This is a genomic window from Aquabacterium parvum, assembly GCF_001447195.1.
GTDB lineage: Bacteria > Pseudomonadota > Gammaproteobacteria > Burkholderiales > Burkholderiaceae_C > Aquabacterium > Aquabacterium parvum.
Map to the genome: position 1 here is coordinate 411,068 of NZ_LFRI01000386.1, position 16,031 is coordinate 427,098.

Annotated in this window: 13 protein-coding genes; 11 read left to right on the plus strand and 2 right to left on the minus strand. The window is 68.3% G+C overall.

Annotated elements, in window-relative coordinates:
• The first annotated feature begins 2 nt into the window (after positions 1–2).
• The 7 genes from ABG80_RS15985 to ABG80_RS16015 all read left to right on the plus strand — a co-directional run bounded on the left by ABG80_RS15985 (position 3) and on the right by ABG80_RS16015 (position 6,175).
• The gene (locus ABG80_RS15985) at positions 3–626 is read left to right on the plus strand and encodes an energy transducer TonB (RefSeq protein ID WP_152987660.1); all 624 of its coding nucleotides are present in this window, start codon (positions 3–5) and stop codon (positions 624–626) included.
• Between the two features lie 42 nt (positions 627–668).
• On the plus strand, positions 669–1,949 hold the full coding sequence (gene ribD / locus ABG80_RS15990; protein WP_058088588.1) for a bifunctional diaminohydroxyphosphoribosylaminopyrimidine deaminase/5-amino-6-(5-phosphoribosylamino)uracil reductase RibD: 1,281 nt from the start codon (positions 669–671) through the stop codon (positions 1,947–1,949).
• A 123-nt stretch (positions 1,950–2,072) separates the two neighbouring features.
• Positions 2,073–2,711, plus strand: a complete 639-nt coding sequence (locus ABG80_RS15995; RefSeq protein WP_058088589.1) for a riboflavin synthase — start codon at positions 2,073–2,075, stop codon at positions 2,709–2,711.
• A 102-nt stretch (positions 2,712–2,813) separates the two neighbouring features.
• Positions 2,814–3,944, plus strand: coding sequence for a bifunctional 3,4-dihydroxy-2-butanone-4-phosphate synthase/GTP cyclohydrolase II (gene ribBA / locus ABG80_RS16000; protein ID WP_058088590.1), 1,131 nt, complete (start codon positions 2,814–2,816; stop codon positions 3,942–3,944).
• A 64-nt stretch (positions 3,945–4,008) separates the two neighbouring features.
• Positions 4,009–4,473 carry a 6,7-dimethyl-8-ribityllumazine synthase gene (ribH, locus tag ABG80_RS16005; RefSeq protein WP_058088591.1) on the plus strand — a complete coding sequence of 155 codons (465 nt, stop codon included), beginning with the start codon at positions 4,009–4,011 and terminating at the stop codon, positions 4,471–4,473.
• A complete protein-coding gene (gene nusB, locus ABG80_RS16010; RefSeq protein WP_058088592.1) occupies positions 4,470–5,003 on the plus strand; it encodes a transcription antitermination factor NusB in 534 nt (177 codons plus the stop codon). The genes ribH and nusB overlap by 4 nt, the downstream gene beginning before the upstream one ends.
• Positions 5,004–5,017: 14 nt before the next feature.
• Complete coding sequence (locus ABG80_RS16015; protein ID WP_235513889.1) at positions 5,018–6,175, plus strand: serine/threonine-protein kinase; 1,158 nt, start codon at positions 5,018–5,020, stop codon at positions 6,173–6,175.
• A 73-nt stretch (positions 6,176–6,248) separates the two neighbouring features.
• Here the strand turns inward: ABG80_RS16015 and ABG80_RS16020 are convergent, their stop codons facing one another.
• Positions 6,249–7,829, minus strand: a complete 1,581-nt coding sequence (locus tag ABG80_RS16020) for a Ppx/GppA phosphatase family protein (RefSeq protein ID WP_058088594.1) — start codon at positions 7,827–7,829, stop codon at positions 6,249–6,251.
• A gap of 91 nt (positions 7,830–7,920) precedes the next feature.
• Between ABG80_RS16020 and ABG80_RS16025 the strand changes: the two genes are divergently transcribed.
• The 4 genes from ABG80_RS16025 (at position 7,921) to ABG80_RS16040 (ending at position 15,051) form a co-directional block, all read left to right on the plus strand.
• Positions 7,921–8,700, plus strand: coding sequence for a ZIP family metal transporter (locus tag ABG80_RS16025; RefSeq protein ID WP_058088595.1), 780 nt, complete (start codon positions 7,921–7,923; stop codon positions 8,698–8,700).
• A 153-nt stretch (positions 8,701–8,853) separates the two neighbouring features.
• Complete coding sequence (locus ABG80_RS16030; RefSeq protein ID WP_160322563.1) at positions 8,854–13,992, plus strand: PA14 domain-containing protein; 5,139 nt, start codon at positions 8,854–8,856, stop codon at positions 13,990–13,992.
• 14 nt (positions 13,993–14,006) lie between these two features.
• Positions 14,007–14,468: a hypothetical protein gene (locus ABG80_RS16035; protein WP_152987662.1), complete on the plus strand. Its 462-nt coding sequence runs from the start codon at positions 14,007–14,009 to the stop codon at positions 14,466–14,468.
• Position 14,469: 1 nt separating this feature from the next.
• Positions 14,470–15,051 carry an SCO family protein gene (locus ABG80_RS16040; RefSeq protein ID WP_160322564.1) on the plus strand — a complete coding sequence of 194 codons (582 nt, stop codon included), beginning with the start codon at positions 14,470–14,472 and terminating at the stop codon, positions 15,049–15,051.
• Between the two features lie 45 nt (positions 15,052–15,096).
• Here the strand turns inward: ABG80_RS16040 and ABG80_RS16045 are convergent, their stop codons facing one another.
• Positions 15,097–16,002: a DMT family transporter gene (locus tag ABG80_RS16045; RefSeq protein WP_058088599.1), complete on the minus strand. Its 906-nt coding sequence runs from the start codon at positions 16,000–16,002 to the stop codon at positions 15,097–15,099.
• Positions 16,003–16,031 lie beyond the last annotated feature (29 nt).

Genomic DNA, 16,031 nt, shown 5'->3' on the forward strand with positions numbered 1-16,031 from the left:
ACGTGAGCCGAGCCCGCGCCCCCTGGTTGGCCATCGCCATGGCAGTCGCCCTGCACGGTTTCGGCACCTGGTTGTTGGGCGCAGGAGGGTGGCCGAAGCGGACGTCGGGGGCCGTGGTTGACGCCCACGAAGGCCCAGTTGAAGCGCGAGCAAGCCGGGTCTTGAGGGGCCGCTTGTCGCTCGCCGAGTCGCCTGCGCTGGACGCGCCGGGCGCAGGGCCTCTGAGCCCTGAGGCCCCCATTGATCGGGCGCAACAGCCCGCCTCTGAGGCGCCGGTCAACCCGGCGGTGGTCGCCCAGCTGACGCCTGACCAGGCGACGTTGGCTGAGCGCTACGTGCAGGCCGATCAGCTCGACCTTGCCCCGTCGCCCGAGCCCGGTTGGATCCTGGACGAGGACGCTTTCAGCGAGGTCGGCTCGGCCCGCATGGTCTTGCGCCTCTGGGTGTCGGCCCAAGGCCACATCGACCGTGTGGACGTGCTGCGTGCCGAGCCCGGGGGGGGCTGGGTCGATCGCGCCATCCGCCCCTTGCCAAAGACCCGTATGCGGCCTGGCGAGCGGGCCGGGCACGCGGTGGCATCGAGCATCGTGGTAGAACTCGTCGCCGACCTCGAAACCTTTCGCTGAACGCTTCCTGCCCACGGGGGCTAGCAGCCGATCGCACGCTCCATGTCAGACGACAGTTCGCACGCATCCCACCTCACCTGGATGCAAGCCGCCCTCACCCAGGCCCGCCTGGCCCTCCCCATCTCCACCCCCAACCCCCCGGTCGGCTGCGTGATCGTGCGCGACGACCGCCTCATTGGCCAGGGCCACACCCAGCTGGCGGGCGGTCCGCACGCCGAGGTCATGGCCATGCGTGACGCGCAAGCGCGGGGCGAACGCCTCCAAGGCGCCACCGCTTACGTCACCCTCGAGCCTTGCTCTCACCATGGCCGCACGCCCCCTTGCGCCGACGCTCTGATCCGCGAGGGTGTCGCACGCGTGGTCGTGGCCCTGCACGACCCCAATCCGCTGGTGGCGGGGCAGGGCGTTGCCAGGTTGCGTGCAGCGGGCATCACCGTTGACGAGCTTCCGCCCGATCACCCCGCCGCCCTCGAAGCGCGCGAGATCAAGATCGGCTTCCTGTCTCGCATGGTGCGTCAGCGTCCTTGGGTGCGCCTGAAGGTGGCTGCGTCGCTGGATGGCCGAACGGCGCTGGACAACGGCGTCAGCAAATGGATCACCTCGCCGGGCGCGCGCGAAGACGGGCAGCACTGGCGCGCCCGCGCGTCGGCCGTGCTCACGGGCATCGGCACCGTGCTGGACGACAACCCGCGCCTCGACGTGCGTGCGTTCGAGGTGCTTCGCCAGCCCCTGCGCGTGGTGCTCGACAGCCGCTGGCGCATGCCGCCCGATTCGGCCATGCTGGGCACGCAGGGTGGTTTGCTCGTGGTGGGCTTGACGCCCATCGATGAAGACGCGAAGAACCGCCAATCTGCGTTGCTGGCGGCTGGTGCCGAGGTGCTGGAGGCGCCGCCAAGCGTGGTGGGCCGACCTTCCGAGGCCGGGGACTCTCTGGGTGCCTGGGTGCTCCCAGGTGTTTCAGTGCAAGCCAAGGCGCAAGCGAATGGCGGACAGGCCAGTGCCACGGCCGTGTCCGCCCAGGCGACCCAACGCACACCCCAGGTCGACCTGGCCTGGCTGCTTTCCGAGCTCGCCCGCCGTGGTGTCAACGAGCTGCACGTCGAGGCTGGCGCCCGCCTGAATGGCCATTTGATCGAGCAGGGGTGGGTCGACGAGATCCTGGTGTATCTTGCGCCCAAGCTGCTGGGCCCCGGACGGGCGCTGGCCGCGCTGTCTCCGCTCAGGGGGCTGGATGGGTGCTGGCAAGGCGAGGTCCGCGACCTCTGCCTGGTCGGCCCGGATGCCCGCCTGATCGTGCGCCCGCCCGGTCGCGAACGTTTCTGAGGTCGGCTGGGGCGATCGCCCTGGCCCGTGGCATCGGTTTCGCGGGCGCCTGCGCGCGCCCGTGATCGGTACCAAGCTCTCTCTGTGCCTTCTTCCCTCCCAATCCACGTCGTCGAGAAGTCCATGTTCACCGGCATCATCACTGGCGTTGGCCAGGTCACCGACAACCAACCCCTGGGCGAGCTGCCCACCCACGGCCGCCGCCTGACCATCCAGGCCCCGGCTGGTTACCTCGAGGGCGTCGGCCTGGGCGACAGCATCGCCATCAACGGCGCTTGCATGACGGTCACCACCTTCGACGTGGCCGCCAGCCGCTTCACCATCGACGTCTCGGCCGAAAGCCTGGCGCGCACGGTCGGTCTGGCTGGCACGGGTCACCGGGTCAACCTGGAGCAGGCCCTGCGCTCGCACGACCGCCTGGGCGGCCACATCGTCACCGGCCACGTCGATGGCGTGGGCGATGTGTCCGTGTTCGAGCCGGTGGGCGAGTCGTGGCTGCTGCGCATCCGTGCGCCCAAGGCCCTGGCGCGTTTCCTGGCTTACAAGGGCTCGATCACCGTCAACGGCGTGAGCCTGACCGTCAACCGCGTGCAGGACGCCGACGACGGCAGCACCGAGTTCGACATCAACCTCATCCCGCACACCATTGACAACACGGCGCTGGGCGAGATCAAGGCGGGCACCCAGGTCAACCTCGAGGTCGACCTGATCGCCCGCTACGTGGAGCGCATGCTGTCGGCCGAGGGGCGCCTGCCGGGCTGAGCGCCTCTTGCGTGGTGAAATCCCGGCGCATTTCCGCTCTCCAAGGGGGCTCAAGCTGGGGTTTGCCCCCGTTGGGGTGCGCCGCCCGCCTACAATCGCGGGATGCCGATTTCACCCATCCCCGAGCTGATCGCCGAGCTGGCCGCTGGCCGCATGGTCATCCTGGTTGACGAAGAAGACCGCGAGAACGAGGGCGACCTCGTCCTGGCTTCCGACCACGTCACGCCCGAAGCCATCAATTTCATGGCCAAGTACGGCCGTGGCCTGATCTGCCTGACGCTCAACCGCGAGCACTGCGAGCGCCTGCAACTGCCGCCCATGGCCACGCGCAACGGCACCAAGCATGGCACCGCCTTCACGGTGTCCATCGAGGCCGTCGAAGGGGTGACCACCGGCATCTCGGCCGCCGACCGCGCGCGCACCGTGCAGGCCGCCGTCGCCGCCGACGCCAAGCCCACCGACCTGGTGCAGCCCGGCCACATCTTCCCGCTGCAGGCCAAGGACGGCGGCGTGCTCATGCGCGCTGGCCACACCGAAGCCGGTTGCGACCTCGCCGGCATGGCAGGCCTCACGCCATCGTCCGTGATCTGCGAGATCATGAACGACGACGGCACCATGGCCCGCCTGCCCGACCTGGAGGTCTTCGCCAAAGAACATGGCTTGAAGATCGGCACCATCGCCGACCTGATCCAGTACCGCAGCCGCAACGAGAGCCTGATCGAGTCCGTTGGCCGTCGCACCATGCAGACGCCCGAAGGCCCTTTCGAGACCCGCGTTTTCAAGGACCGCACGGGCGCCGTTCACATGGCCCTGAGCCTGGGCCTCGAAGGCGCCAAGCCCGGTCGCGAAGACGAGGTGTTGGTGCGCGTGCACGAGCCCTTCTCGGTGCTCGACTGGCTGGACGCCGGCAGCCGCAGTCACTCCTGGCCGCTGCCCAAGGCCCTGGCTGCCGTGCGCGAAGCCGGCCGTGGCGTGGTGGTGCTGCTCAACGTGGGCGATGACCCCGATCGCCTGCTCGATCGCGTGCTGCCTGCTGACCCGCAAGCCGTCCCCAAGACCCCGGCTGACCTGCGCACCTACGGTGTGGGCGCCCAGATCCTCAAAACCCTGGGCGTGCAGCGCATGCGCCTGATGGGCAACCAGCAACGCCTGCCCAGCATGGTCGGCTATGGCCTGGAAGTCAGCGGTTTCCTGACCGCCGATGGCCAGAGCCTGCCGGTGCCTCACGCCTGACGGCTTGCCCGCCGATTGTTCTTTGATTCGTTCTTTTCACTTCGCTCTTTAGATTGGATGTCCCATGCAAGGCGCTGACAAAGGTACCGCCAACCGCCTCGACGGCAACGACCTGCGGGTCGGGCTCGTTCAGGCCCGTTTCAACGATGACCTCACCGGTCGCCTCGCCACCGTCTGCATCGACGAGCTGCTGGCCCTGGGCGTGCAACGCAAGCACATCACCCACGTGACCGTGCCCGGCGCACTCGAGGTGCCCGTTGCCCTGCAGGCCATGGCCGACAGCGAACGCTACGACGCCCTGGTGGCCCTGGGCTGCATCATCCGTGGCGAGACCTACCACTTCGAGCTGGTGGCCAACGAGAGCGGCGCCGGTGTGACCCGCGTCAGCCTGGACCACCACGTGCCGATCGCCAACTGCATCCTCACGGTCGAGAACCAGGAGCAGGCCGAGGCCCGCGTTCAAGAGAAGGGCCGTGACGCGGCCCGCGTTGCCGTCGAAATGGCCAACCTGCTGGACGACCTGCTGTGAGCGACGCCACCTCGACCCCTCCCGGCGGCCCCTCCGAGGGTGCCCGCAGCGAACGCGGTGCCGCAGCATCGCAGCCTCCGCGCGACCGCGCCAAATCCTCTCGCCGCCGCGCTCGCGAGTACGCGCTGCAAGGCCTCTATGAGTGGCAACTCAACCCGCGCGACCCGGGTGCCATCGACGCTGATTTGCGCGATGCCCCCGAGTTCGCCAAGTGTGATCGTGGCCACTACGACGCCCTGCTGCACGGCTGCATCGAGCAGTCCGCACAGCTCGATGCGGTGCTCCTGAAGTACCTGGATCGCTCGGTGCAGGAGCTCTCGCCCGTCGAACATGCCGTGTTGTGGATCGGGGCTTACGAGCTCACCCACTGCCTGGACGTGCCTTACAAGGTCGCGATCAACGAGGCCGTCGAGCTGGCCAAGTCCTTTGGTGGCACCGATGGCCACAAGTTCGTCAATGGCGTGCTGGACCACCTCGCTCCTGGTCTGCGTCCCGACGAAGTCAAGGCCTATCGTTCGAAACAGCGTTGAGCCTTCTCTCTGCTGTGTCCACGCCCCCTACGCAACCCGCCGTCACCCAGCCTCACGAGGTGGAGGCGGATCGGCTCGTGGTCGATGACGTCGACACGATCTCCGAGACCAGGCCACTGCCCGAGCCAGACCCGGCCGAGTTGCGTCGCGTGCGTCCCGAGTCGCTGCCCACGATCGGGCACATCGGCCGCTATGCGCTGAAGTACGTGATCGGCGAAGGTGGGCTGGGCACCGTCTACGCAGCGCATGACACCTTGCTGTCGCGCCTGATCGCCATCAAGACGCTGAACGTGAACCTGCCCGCGTCCGAGCGCGAGCAGTTCGACAAGCTGGTGCTGCACGAGGCGCGCGCTTCAGCAGGCCTGAACCACTCCTACATCGTCACCGTGCACGACGCGGGCACGAGCGAGCAGGGCAGCTACATCGCCATGGAGCTGCTCAAGGGGCGTGACCTGCGCCACCTCTTGTCCATGGGCTGGAAGCCCACGCCCGAGCAGGCTGCGCTGATCGTGCGGCGGGTGGCTGATGCGCTGTCCTACGCCCACCACAAGGGCGTGACCCACCGCGACATCAAGCCGGCCAACATCTTCATGGTCGGGCGCACGCAGCCGCGCGTGCTGGATTTCGGCATCGCGCGCATCCGCCAGGTCGAGGCCTTGGCGCAGCGTGACGACGAGACCAGCCGCTTCCAGGAGCTCATCGGCGGCTCGCCCTTCTACATGGCGCCCGAGTTGGTGCGCCGAGAGCCTGGCGACCAGCGCGTGGACGTGTACGCCCTGGGCGTGGTGCTCTACGAGTTGCTGGCCGGGCGGCGAGCCTTCACAGGCGGCTCGCTCGACGAGATCGCCGACGCGGTGTTGCACCAGCCCGTCAAGCCGGTGCACGAGGTCAACCCCGAGATTCCGCGCGAGCTGTCGGACATCGTGGCCCATGCGATGCACCGCGACATCGATCAGCGCTTTCGTTCTGCGCGCCGCCTGTCGCACGCGCTGCGCGACTGGTTGGATGGCGTCGATGGCAGCCGGCCTGTGGCCTCCGAGGCGGCTGCTCCGCGCCATGCGCAGCGGCCTGCGTTGTGGCGCCAGCCCCTGGTGTGGCTGCTGGCGCTCAGCTTCATCGGCCTGGTCGTGGCGCTGGCCGGCGTGTTTCTGACGGGTTCGCGCGGGCACTGAGTGGTCACTGCGGCGAGGGCTCGTGCGAACAAGCGCCTCGGTCCGCGTGCCGGGGTTTGGCCCAGCGTCAGCCTCAGCCTTTGCCCAGGGTCACTTCCAGCGCCCGGTCGCCCTGACCGGCCCAGCGCCTGACCTCGTCGTCGAGCAGGTGCAAGGTGCGCGGGTGTTGCAGGGCCCAGCTGCGCGCCAGCACCAGCTTGACCTTGCCGGAGCGGGCCGGCTGCAGCGATGCCACCTGCTCGGGCAGCTCCATGCGCGCGTGGTGCAGGATGATGGCCAGGCGCAGGCACAGCACCTGCGACATCAGCACCGTGTCGTGCTTGTGCTCGGCCAGCTTGATCAGCTCACCGCGCTGTCCCAGGGCCAGGGTGGCCAGGCGACGCAACTGCGACTGCGAGTAGCCCGACGCGTCGACATGACCGAGCAGGTAGGCGCTGTGGCGGTGGTGGTCGTGGTGAGAGACCATCATGCCGATCTCGTGCAGGGCGGCGGCCCACGCGAGCTCGCGCGTGTGCTCGCCATCGGCGCTGGCTTGCGGCTCGGCCAGGCCTTGCCAGAGGGACAACGCTCGCTGGCTCACGCGCGCAGCCTGGGCCGCATCGACCTGAAAGCGCCGCTGCAGCTCGCGCACCGAGGTGTCGCGCGGGTCGGGCTGGCGGTGGTCTCGCGTGGCCTCGATGCGGTCGTCGAGGTCGAAGATGACGCCCTGGCGCAAGGCGCCACGTGCAGGGCGCATGACCTCGATGTCGAAGTGCTGCGAGAGCGTGTAGAGGATGCTCAGGCCGCCACCGAGCACAGCCTTGCGCTCGGGCTTGAGGCCGGGCAGGGTGAGGCTCTCGGCGTTGCCCGCTTCCAGGCAGCGCTCGATGCACCAGCGCAGGCCTTCGGGTGTGATGCTGCCGTCGGTGATGCCATTGGCCGCCAGGATCTGCGCCACGGCGCCCACCGTGCCGGACGAACCCAGGGCCTCGGTCCAGGCCTCGCGCGGGAACAGGGTGAGCGCTTCTTCGAGTTCGGCGCCAGCAACGATCTGGGCCGCACGGAAGTTCTCGGCGGTGTAGTTGCCTTGCGGGAAGTGCTGCATCGACAGGCTGACGCTGCCCACCGCGAAGGACTCGACCTGGCGTGCGCTGCGGCCTGTGCCCAGGATCATCTCGGTCGAGCGCCCGCCGATGTCGATGACCAGGCGCGGCAGTTCGCTGGGTTGCAGGCGCGAGACGCCCTGGTAGATCAGGCGGGCTTCTTCGCGACCGGAGATGACCTCGATCGGACTGCCCAGCACGCGGTTGCCACGCTGCAGGAAGGCGTCGCGGTTGCGGGCTTCGCGCAGTGTTTGCGTGGCCACGGCGCGCACTTGCCAGGGCTCGAAGCCTTTGAGGCGCTGGGCGAAGGTGGCCAGGCAGGCCAGGCCGCGCTGGGTGGCTTCTTCGGTCAGCATGCCGCGGCTGTCCAGGCCGGCGCCCAGGCGCACCGTCTCCTTGAGGTAGTCGATGCGCTTGTACTTGCCTTTGCTGACCTGGGCGATCTCCAGGCGGAAGCTGTTCGAGCCCATGTCGATGGCCGCGAGCAGGTCAGTGGGGCGGCTGACCGGGCTGGTCCCGGTGGTGGCTTTGGCCTGGCTCTTGCTGGCCACGTTGCGCGGTGCGAGGTTCATGGGGCCCTATTGTGGCCGCTTATGTGGCCGCTTATCTCGCATCGCCCGATGACAGCCCGGGTGGGTTTGACACGGTTGCTAAGATGAACGCATGACCCTGACCTACATCATGGCCGCCACGTTGTTCGGCGGCCTGACCTCCGTGTTGCTCGCTGCGGCCCTGTCGGCACCCCTGCTGGGCCTGATCGTTCGCCACCTCGTGAGCCTGTCCACCGGCGTGCTGCTGGGCACGGCCCTGTTGCACGTGCTGCCCGAGGCATTCGAGTCGCACGTCGAGCCGCATGCGCTGTTCCTGACCTTGCTGGGTGGCCTGATGTTCTTCTTCCTGCTGGAGAAGGCCGAGCTGTACCGCCACGGGCACCACCACGAGCACGATGACCACCACCATCACCACGGCTTCGATGCCGAGCAGGCGGGCCGCGGGGGCTGGAGCGTGCTGGTGGGCGACAGCATCCACAACTTCTGCGATGGCGTGCTGATCGCGGCGGCCTTCCTGGTGGACACGCACGTCGGTGCGGTCACGGCCATGGCGATCATCGCGCACGAGATCCCGCAAGAAGTGGGTGACTACATCGTGCTGATCAACGCGGGTTTTTCGCGCACCCGTGCGCTGGTCTACAACCTGCTCTCGGGTCTGGCGGCCGTGGTGGGCGGCGTGCTGGGTTACTTCCTCATCGAGCCTTGGCAAAACCTGCTGCCGTACCTGATGGTGATCGCCGCGAGCAGCTTTGTGTACGTGGCGGTGGCCGACCTGATCCCGCAATTGCAGAAGCGCTTGACCGCGCGCGACACCGTGCTGCAGCTGGTCTGGCTGGCCGTGGGCCTGATCATGATCGCCCTGCTGGTAAACGGGCTCCATCACGAGCACTGACTTTGCCCCCCCGGCATGCAGGGGTTTTGGGCGACGCGCCCCTTGAACCTGGGGTCAAGGGGTGTTTCCATTTGTGAACCGATGCCTGCCATGCGGCAACTTGGTTGACTCATGGGCTGGTCGCGGCGATTTGCGCGGGCCCGCAAATCGCAAATGAAAACAGCATGGCATTTGGGCTCGGTGGCGTTGGTCGCGTTGCTCGCAGGGTGTGGTGGTGGCGGCAACAGCGACGCCCCGTCTGCTCAATCGGGCGGGCAGTTGCAGGCGGTGCCCAAAGAGCGGGCGTCCATCCTGGCGGTCTCGCCCGTGTCGGTGGCGCGTTGGGATGCGGTGCAGACCTTGCCCATCGTTCCGGTGTCGGCGGCCAACCTGCCTGACGGCAAGGTGCTGCTGTGGTCTGCTGAAGACCGCTTTGGCTTTTCCAGCGGCTCGCAGACCTACACGGCCTTGCTGGACCCGGTGACGGGACAGGCCACCGAGCGCCTGGTCACCGAAACGCAGCACGACATGTTCTGCCCTGGCACCACCAACCTGGCCGACGGGCGCCTGCTGATCAACGGTGGCATCAGCACCCAGGCCACCAGCATCTACGACAGCCGCACCAACAGCTGGACGCGTGGCCCGGCCATGGTCATTCCGCGCGGCTACAACGCCAACACGCTGCTGGCCGATGGCTCGGTGTTCACCTTGGGCGGCTCCTGGAGCGGTGGCACGGGCGGCAAGCATGGTGAGGTCTGGAAGGACGGGCAGGGCTGGCGCCGCCTGACGGGTGTGCCGATCGACCCCTTTCTGTCGACCGATGCGTCGCGGGCTTTCGGCGGTGACAGCCATTTCTGGCTGCTGCCGGCCGGCAACGGCAAGGTCTTCCATGCCGGCACGGGCGTGGACATGCACTGGATCGACACCCAGGGCAATGGCAGCGTGACGTTCGCCGCAAGCCGGGGCGACGACGAGTTCAGCGTCAGCGGCAACGCGGTGATGTTCGACACGGGCCGCATCCTCAAAGTGGGCGGCGGGCCGGGTTACGACGCGGTCAACGCCAACGCCAACAGCTACGTCATCGACATCAACGCGGGTGTGTCGGTGCGCAAGCTCGCGCCCATGGCCTATCGACGGGCCTTTCACAACTCGGTGGTGCTGCCCAATGGGCAGGTGGTGATCATCGGTGGGCAGGCCTACGCGGTGGGCATCTCCGACAACAACTCGGTGCTGGTGCCAGAGCTGTTCGACCCGGTCACGGAAACCTTCACGCCGTTGCCGGCGATGAGCGTGCCCCGCAACTACCACAGCGTGGCCTTGTTGCTGCCCGACGCGCGCGTGTTGTCGGCCGGTGGTGGCCTGTGTGGCCAGGGCTGCGCGGCCAACCACGCCGACTACCAGATCCTCAGCCCCAACTACCTGTTCACCCGCGACGGCCAGCCCGCCGTGCGCCCGGTCATCCGCAGTGCGCCCGACGAGGTGGTGTACGGCACGCGCATCCAGGTTCAGCTCGACAGCGACGTGAGTTCGTTCGCCCTGGTGCGCATGAGCTCGACCACGCACACGGTCAACAACGACCAGCGACGCCTGTCGCTGAACTTCCGGCCCATGGTTGGGCAGCTCTACGAAGTGGACGTGCCCTCCAACCCTGGCTGGGCGCTGCCCGGCTACTGGATGCTGTTCGCGCTCAATGACGACGGTGTGCCCTCGGTGGCCAAGGTCGTTCGTGTTCATGGCACGGGTGCGCCGGTGATCACCCCGATCGCAGACCAGACCACCCTGCTGGGTGCGGCGGTGAGCCTGCAGCCCGCTGTCACGGTGGACGGTGGCGGCACCGTCACCTACCGCGCCACAGGGCTGCCGGAAGGCGTGAGCATCGATGCGGCCACCGGTCGCATCAGCGGCACGGCCACGGCGGTTGGGCGCTCGCACGTCAAGCTCTTTGCCAGCAAGGGGGCCGCGAGCGTCAGCACCGAGTTCCTGTGGAGCGTGGGCAGCATCCAGGCTGCGCGCTACCTCAAGTTCGAGGCCCTGTCCGAGCGCAATGGCAACGCATGGACTTCGATAGCCGAACTCAACTTGCTCAACGAGTCGGGGCAGGTCATGCCACGCACGGGTTGGAAGGTGTCGGCAGACAGCCAGGAGCTGGCCGGTGAAAACGGGGCCGTGGGCAACGCCATCGACGGCAACGAGGGCACCATCTGGCACACGCAATGGCAGGCCGCCAACCCGGTGCACCCGCACTGGATCGTGGTCGACATGGGCTCGGCTCAGCGCGTCACGGGCTTGCGCTACACACCTCGCTCGGGCGGGGGCAATGGCACCGTCGCGCGCTACCGCGTGTACCTGAGCCAGGATGGCGTGAGCTGGGGCTCGCCCGTGTCCGAGGGCAACCTGGGTGACCTCGGTGACTGGGCCGCGACCAAGGAGCTGAGGTTCAATGCCCTGTCCACGGTCAACCGCGCGCCCACGCTGGTCGCGCCCGTGGCACCGCCCGTGCGCGAAGGCGACGCGGCGATGCTGACCGTGACGGGCTCCGACCCCGATGGCGACGCCATCACCTTCAGCGCCAGCGGCCTGCCGCCCGGCATGTCCATCAACGCCAACTCAGGCGTGATCAGTGGTGTGGCCAGCCGCCTGGGCAACTACGAGGTGACGGTCACGGCGCAAGACAACCGTGGTGCCAGCAGCCAAGTGGTCTTCAGCTGGTCGGTGCTGGGTGCGCCGCCCGTGATCACCTCGGTGCCTGTTGCGCCTGTGGTGTCTGGCACTTCGGCGGACTTCACCGCGTCCGTGACCGGGCAGGGTCCTTTCCAGTACAAGTGGTCGTTTGGCGATGGCTCGGGCGAGACCGCCTACAGCGATCAGGCCAGCGTCAGCCATCGTTACGCTGAAGCGGGCGTCTACGAGGTGACGCTGACGGTGCTCGGCGGCGATGGTGTGTCCGCCGCCGCGAAGAAGTTCTGGCAGGTGGTGGGGGGTGACCCTTCTGCGCCACAAGCCAGGGGCTCGGGTGCGCTGGCCTGGGCGCCGCGCGACGGCCGCCTGTGGGCCGTCAACCCTGACAACGACAGCGTGTCGGTGTTCGATGGCACGACCTGGTCGCGACAGGCCGAGGTGGCCGTGGGCGCACAGCCGCGCGCGCTGGCCATCGCGCCATCGGGACAGGTGTGGGTCGTCAACCGTGGCAGCGCCAGCATCACCGTGCTCGACGGCAGCAGCCGTGCGCTGGTTCGCACCATCGCCTTGCCCACGGCTTCGGCGCCTCACGGCATCGTGTTCGATGACGACGGGCAGGCCTACGTGACCCTGGAGGCCGTGGGGCAGGTGCTCAAGCTCTCGGCGACGGGCGCCACCCTGGCCACCGCCAACGTGGGCGGATCGCCTCGTCACCTGGCCTTGTCGGCCGATCGCTCGCAGTTGCTGGTCACGCGCTTCATCACCCGGGCCCAGCCTGGCGAAGGCACCGCCGTGATTCAGACCGTGGTCAGCGGCGCGCGGCAGGGCGCCGAGGTGCACGTGCTCTCGCCCGCATCGATGGGCGTGCTGCGCACCATCGTGCTGCAGCACAGCGACAAGCCCGACACCACCGTGTCGGCCCGAGGCGTGCCCAACTACCTGGCCGCTCCGGCGATGTCGCCCGATGGCCGCTCGGCCTGGGTGCCCTCCAAGCAGGACAACATCCTGCGCGGCAGCCTGCGCGATGGCCAGAACCTGAACTTCGAGAACACGGTGCGCGCCATCTCGTCGCGCATCGACCTGACGACGCAGGCCGAAGACGCCGCCGCGCGGGTGGACCACGACAACGCGTCGGTGGCCAGTGCGGCGCTCTACCATCCGACGGGCGCCCTGGTGTTCGTGGCCCTGGAGACGAGTCGCCAGGTGGCCGTGCTGGACCCTGTGGGCCGACGCGAGCTGTTCCGCTTCGACACCGGCCGCGCACCGCAGGCGCTGGTGCTCTCGCCCGATGGCCTGCGCCTGTTCGTGCTCAACTTCATGGACCGCACGGTGGGTGTTCATTCGCTGGAAGGCCTGCTGCGCCGGGGTGAGTCGACGGCGGAACAGGTGGCCCTGCTGGCGGCCGTCGGCACCGAGAAGCTCAGCGCCACGGTGCTCAAGGGCAAGCAGCTGTTCTATGACGCACGCGATCCGCGCCTGGCGCGAGACGCCTACATGAGTTGCGCGAGCTGCCACAACGATGGCGGGCACGATGGCCGCACCTGGGACCTCACGGGTCAGGGCGAAGGTCTGCGCAACACCATCAGCCTGCGCGGCCGCGCCGGGGCGCAAGGGCGCCTGCACTGGAGCGGCAACTTCGACGAGGTTCAGGACTTCGAGGGGCAGATCCGCTCTCTGGCGCAAGGCACCGGCCTGATGACCGATGCGCAGTTCAACACCGGCACGCGTGCGCAGCCGCTGGGCGATCGCAAGAGCGGCGTCAGCACCGACCTGGATGCGCTGGCGGCCTACGTGTCTTCGCTCAACACCTTTGACGCCAGCCCCTTGCGCGCAGCAGGTGGGCAGCTGACGGCATCGGCATCGGCGGGGCGCACGGTCTTCGCGGCCCAGTGCGTGAGTTGCCACGGCGGTGCCGACTTCACGGACAGCGCAGCAGGGCAGTTGCGCAACGTCGGCACGATCAAACCCAGCAGCGGCAAACGCCTGAACGCCACGCTCAGTGGCCTGGACACGCCCACCCTGCGTGACGTTTGGGCCACCGCGCCTTACCTGCACGATGGCTCCGCCGCGACGGTGGACGACGCGGTGCGCGCCCACTCGGGCCTGACGCTCACGGCGGCGGACCTGGCCAACGTCAGCGAGTTCGTGCGCCAGATCGGTGGCACCGAGCCAGCCGTCACACCCTTGGTGCCCGCAGGCACCGGCACCGGCCTGCGTGGGCAGTACTACAACAAGGGTTGGTTCGGCACCACCTCGCTCGTGCTCACCCGCACCGAGAACCCCAACTTCGACTGGGGCACCGCTCGCCCCGCCAGCAACGTCAACGCCGACAACTTCGTCGTGAAGTGGACCGGTACGGTGCAGGCCGAAGAGGGTGGCGTCTACCGCTTCCAGACCCTGTCCGACGACGGCGTGCGCGTGTCGGTCAACGGCCAGCAGGTCATCAACAACTGGACGGCACACGGGCCCACGGCGGACACCAGTGCCGCCATCACCCTGGAGGCGGGCAAGCGCTACACCATCGTCATCGACTACTACGAGCAAACGGGTGGCGCGGTGCTGCGCCTGAGCTGGCAGAAGCCGGGTGCCACGGCCTTCACGGCCATCCCGACCAACCGGCTTTACCTGCCGTGACGATGGGGGCTGCCATGCATCGGTCGCGTCGCCCAGCCCGCTGGATGAGCGTGGCCTGTGTCCTGATGGGGGGGGCGTTGCTGACGGCCTGCGGCCTGGCGCCCCAGGAGCAGTTGCGCCAGCTCGGGCAGCGCTGGTTCAACGGCGAGGCGCCCTTGCAGGCACGCATGGTGGGTCACGCTCAAGACCTGCCTGCCGCCGCTGCGGCCTGCATCAACTGCCACGGTGCCGGTGCATCCAGCGAGCGCTTTGCGGTGGCCCTGAACCGCAACTGGCTCACTCAGCCGCAGGCGCGTCGCGGTGGGCCTCTGTCCCGCTACGACGCGACCAGCTTTTGCCGTGTGCTGCGCGAAGGCATCGACCCCGCCTGGGTCGTCGTCAACCAGACCATGCCGCGCTACGAGGTCACCGGCCTGCAATGCCGGGCTTTGTGGATGCACCTGATTCAAGCTGGGAGGCCCGATGCCGGGCGATGACATGAACCATGGTCGCCGCCAGCTGATGCGCGGTCTGCTCGCAGGCGCCGCAGGCTCCGCTTTGGGCGGGCTGGCGTGTGCGCACCAGGTCGCTGGCCGGCTTGACCCGCCCCTGGCGCCCCCTGCGCTGCCGGTCCGCTGGCAAGACGGCAGCCAGCGCCCACTGGCCGATGTGCTGGAGGGCCGGGTCACCGCCTTGCAGATGATGTTCACCACCTGCAGCGCAACCTGCCCCATCCAGGGTGCCTTGTTCGCGTCGTTGCGAGATCGCCTGGGTTCGGCGCGCCCTGATGTGCAGTTGATTTCGCTGAGCCTGGAGCCCTTGGTGGACACCCCCAAGGCGCTGGGCGAGTGGCTCAAGCGCCATGGTGAAGGGCGAGGGCGCTGGCTGGCCGGCAGCCCGGACATCCGGGCGCTCAATGCCTGGGTCGACTTCCTGAAGTCGGCACAACCTGGGCCTGATCGGCACACGGGCCAGGTCTACCTGTTCGACCGGCGTGGTCGCCTGGCCCTGAGAACCGTGGATTTTCCTGCGCCAGAGCAGGTGACGGGCATGCTGGACGGGTTGGCTCGGCTGCGCTGAACGGCGGGTGCCCATGGCCGATTCCCGGCCGGGCGCCTGTTCGACTCAGCGTGCTGCCCTGCCGGCAGCAGCCGACGAGTTGTGCCGCGTCGCGTACAACCCCGAGAGCACGATCAAGGCCGCCCCTGTTACCGCCGAGGCGAGCAAAGGGTCGTCGAACAACACGATGCCGAAAACGAAGGCGTGCACGATGCCCAGGTACTGCAAGCTGGCGTTGACCAGCATGGTGCCGCGCGCATAGGCCCGTGTCATCAGCAGCTGCGCGATGGTGGCGAAGGCCCCCACACCGAAGAGCTCCAGCCAGGCGTGCCAGGGGATGTCGGGCAGCGAGCTGGGGTTGCCCTGACCTGGGATCAACCAGATCAAGGCGCCCAGCAGCGTGCCCATGACCGAGAACCAGAACACCACCCGCACCTCGGGCTCGCCTGCACGCCCCAAGGCCGTGACCTGCACATAAGCCGTGGCGGCCAGCATGCCGGAGCCCACGCCCAACATGCCGGCGAAGAGCTGGTCTTGCGCCAGGGTTGGCTGCAGCACCAGGGCCACGCCCAGGAAGCCGACGGCGATGGCGCCCACCAGCCGCAGGTCCACACGCGCGCTGCGCTGAAAGGCCGCGCGCAACAGCAGGAACACCGCGATCCACACCGAGGACATGTAGTTCAGCGTCACGGCCGTCGCCAGGGGCAGGTGGCCGATGCAGTAGAACCACAGCGACAGGGCCAGCACGCCAGAGACGCCTCGCTGCGCGTGCAGGCGGGGCACCGTCGTGCGCAGCGGCGTGGCCGTCTGCCAGGCGATGGCCGCCATGATGAGCGCACCCACCAGCCCTCGAGCGCTCACCACGGCCGCGGTGCCGAAATGCGCAGACGCCAGCTTCACGCACACGCCCATGCAGGCGAACAGCACGGTGGCGGCCACCATCTGCAAGTAGGGTGAATGTCGAATGGGCATCGGGGCTGCAAAGGAAAAGGCCGCCCGCA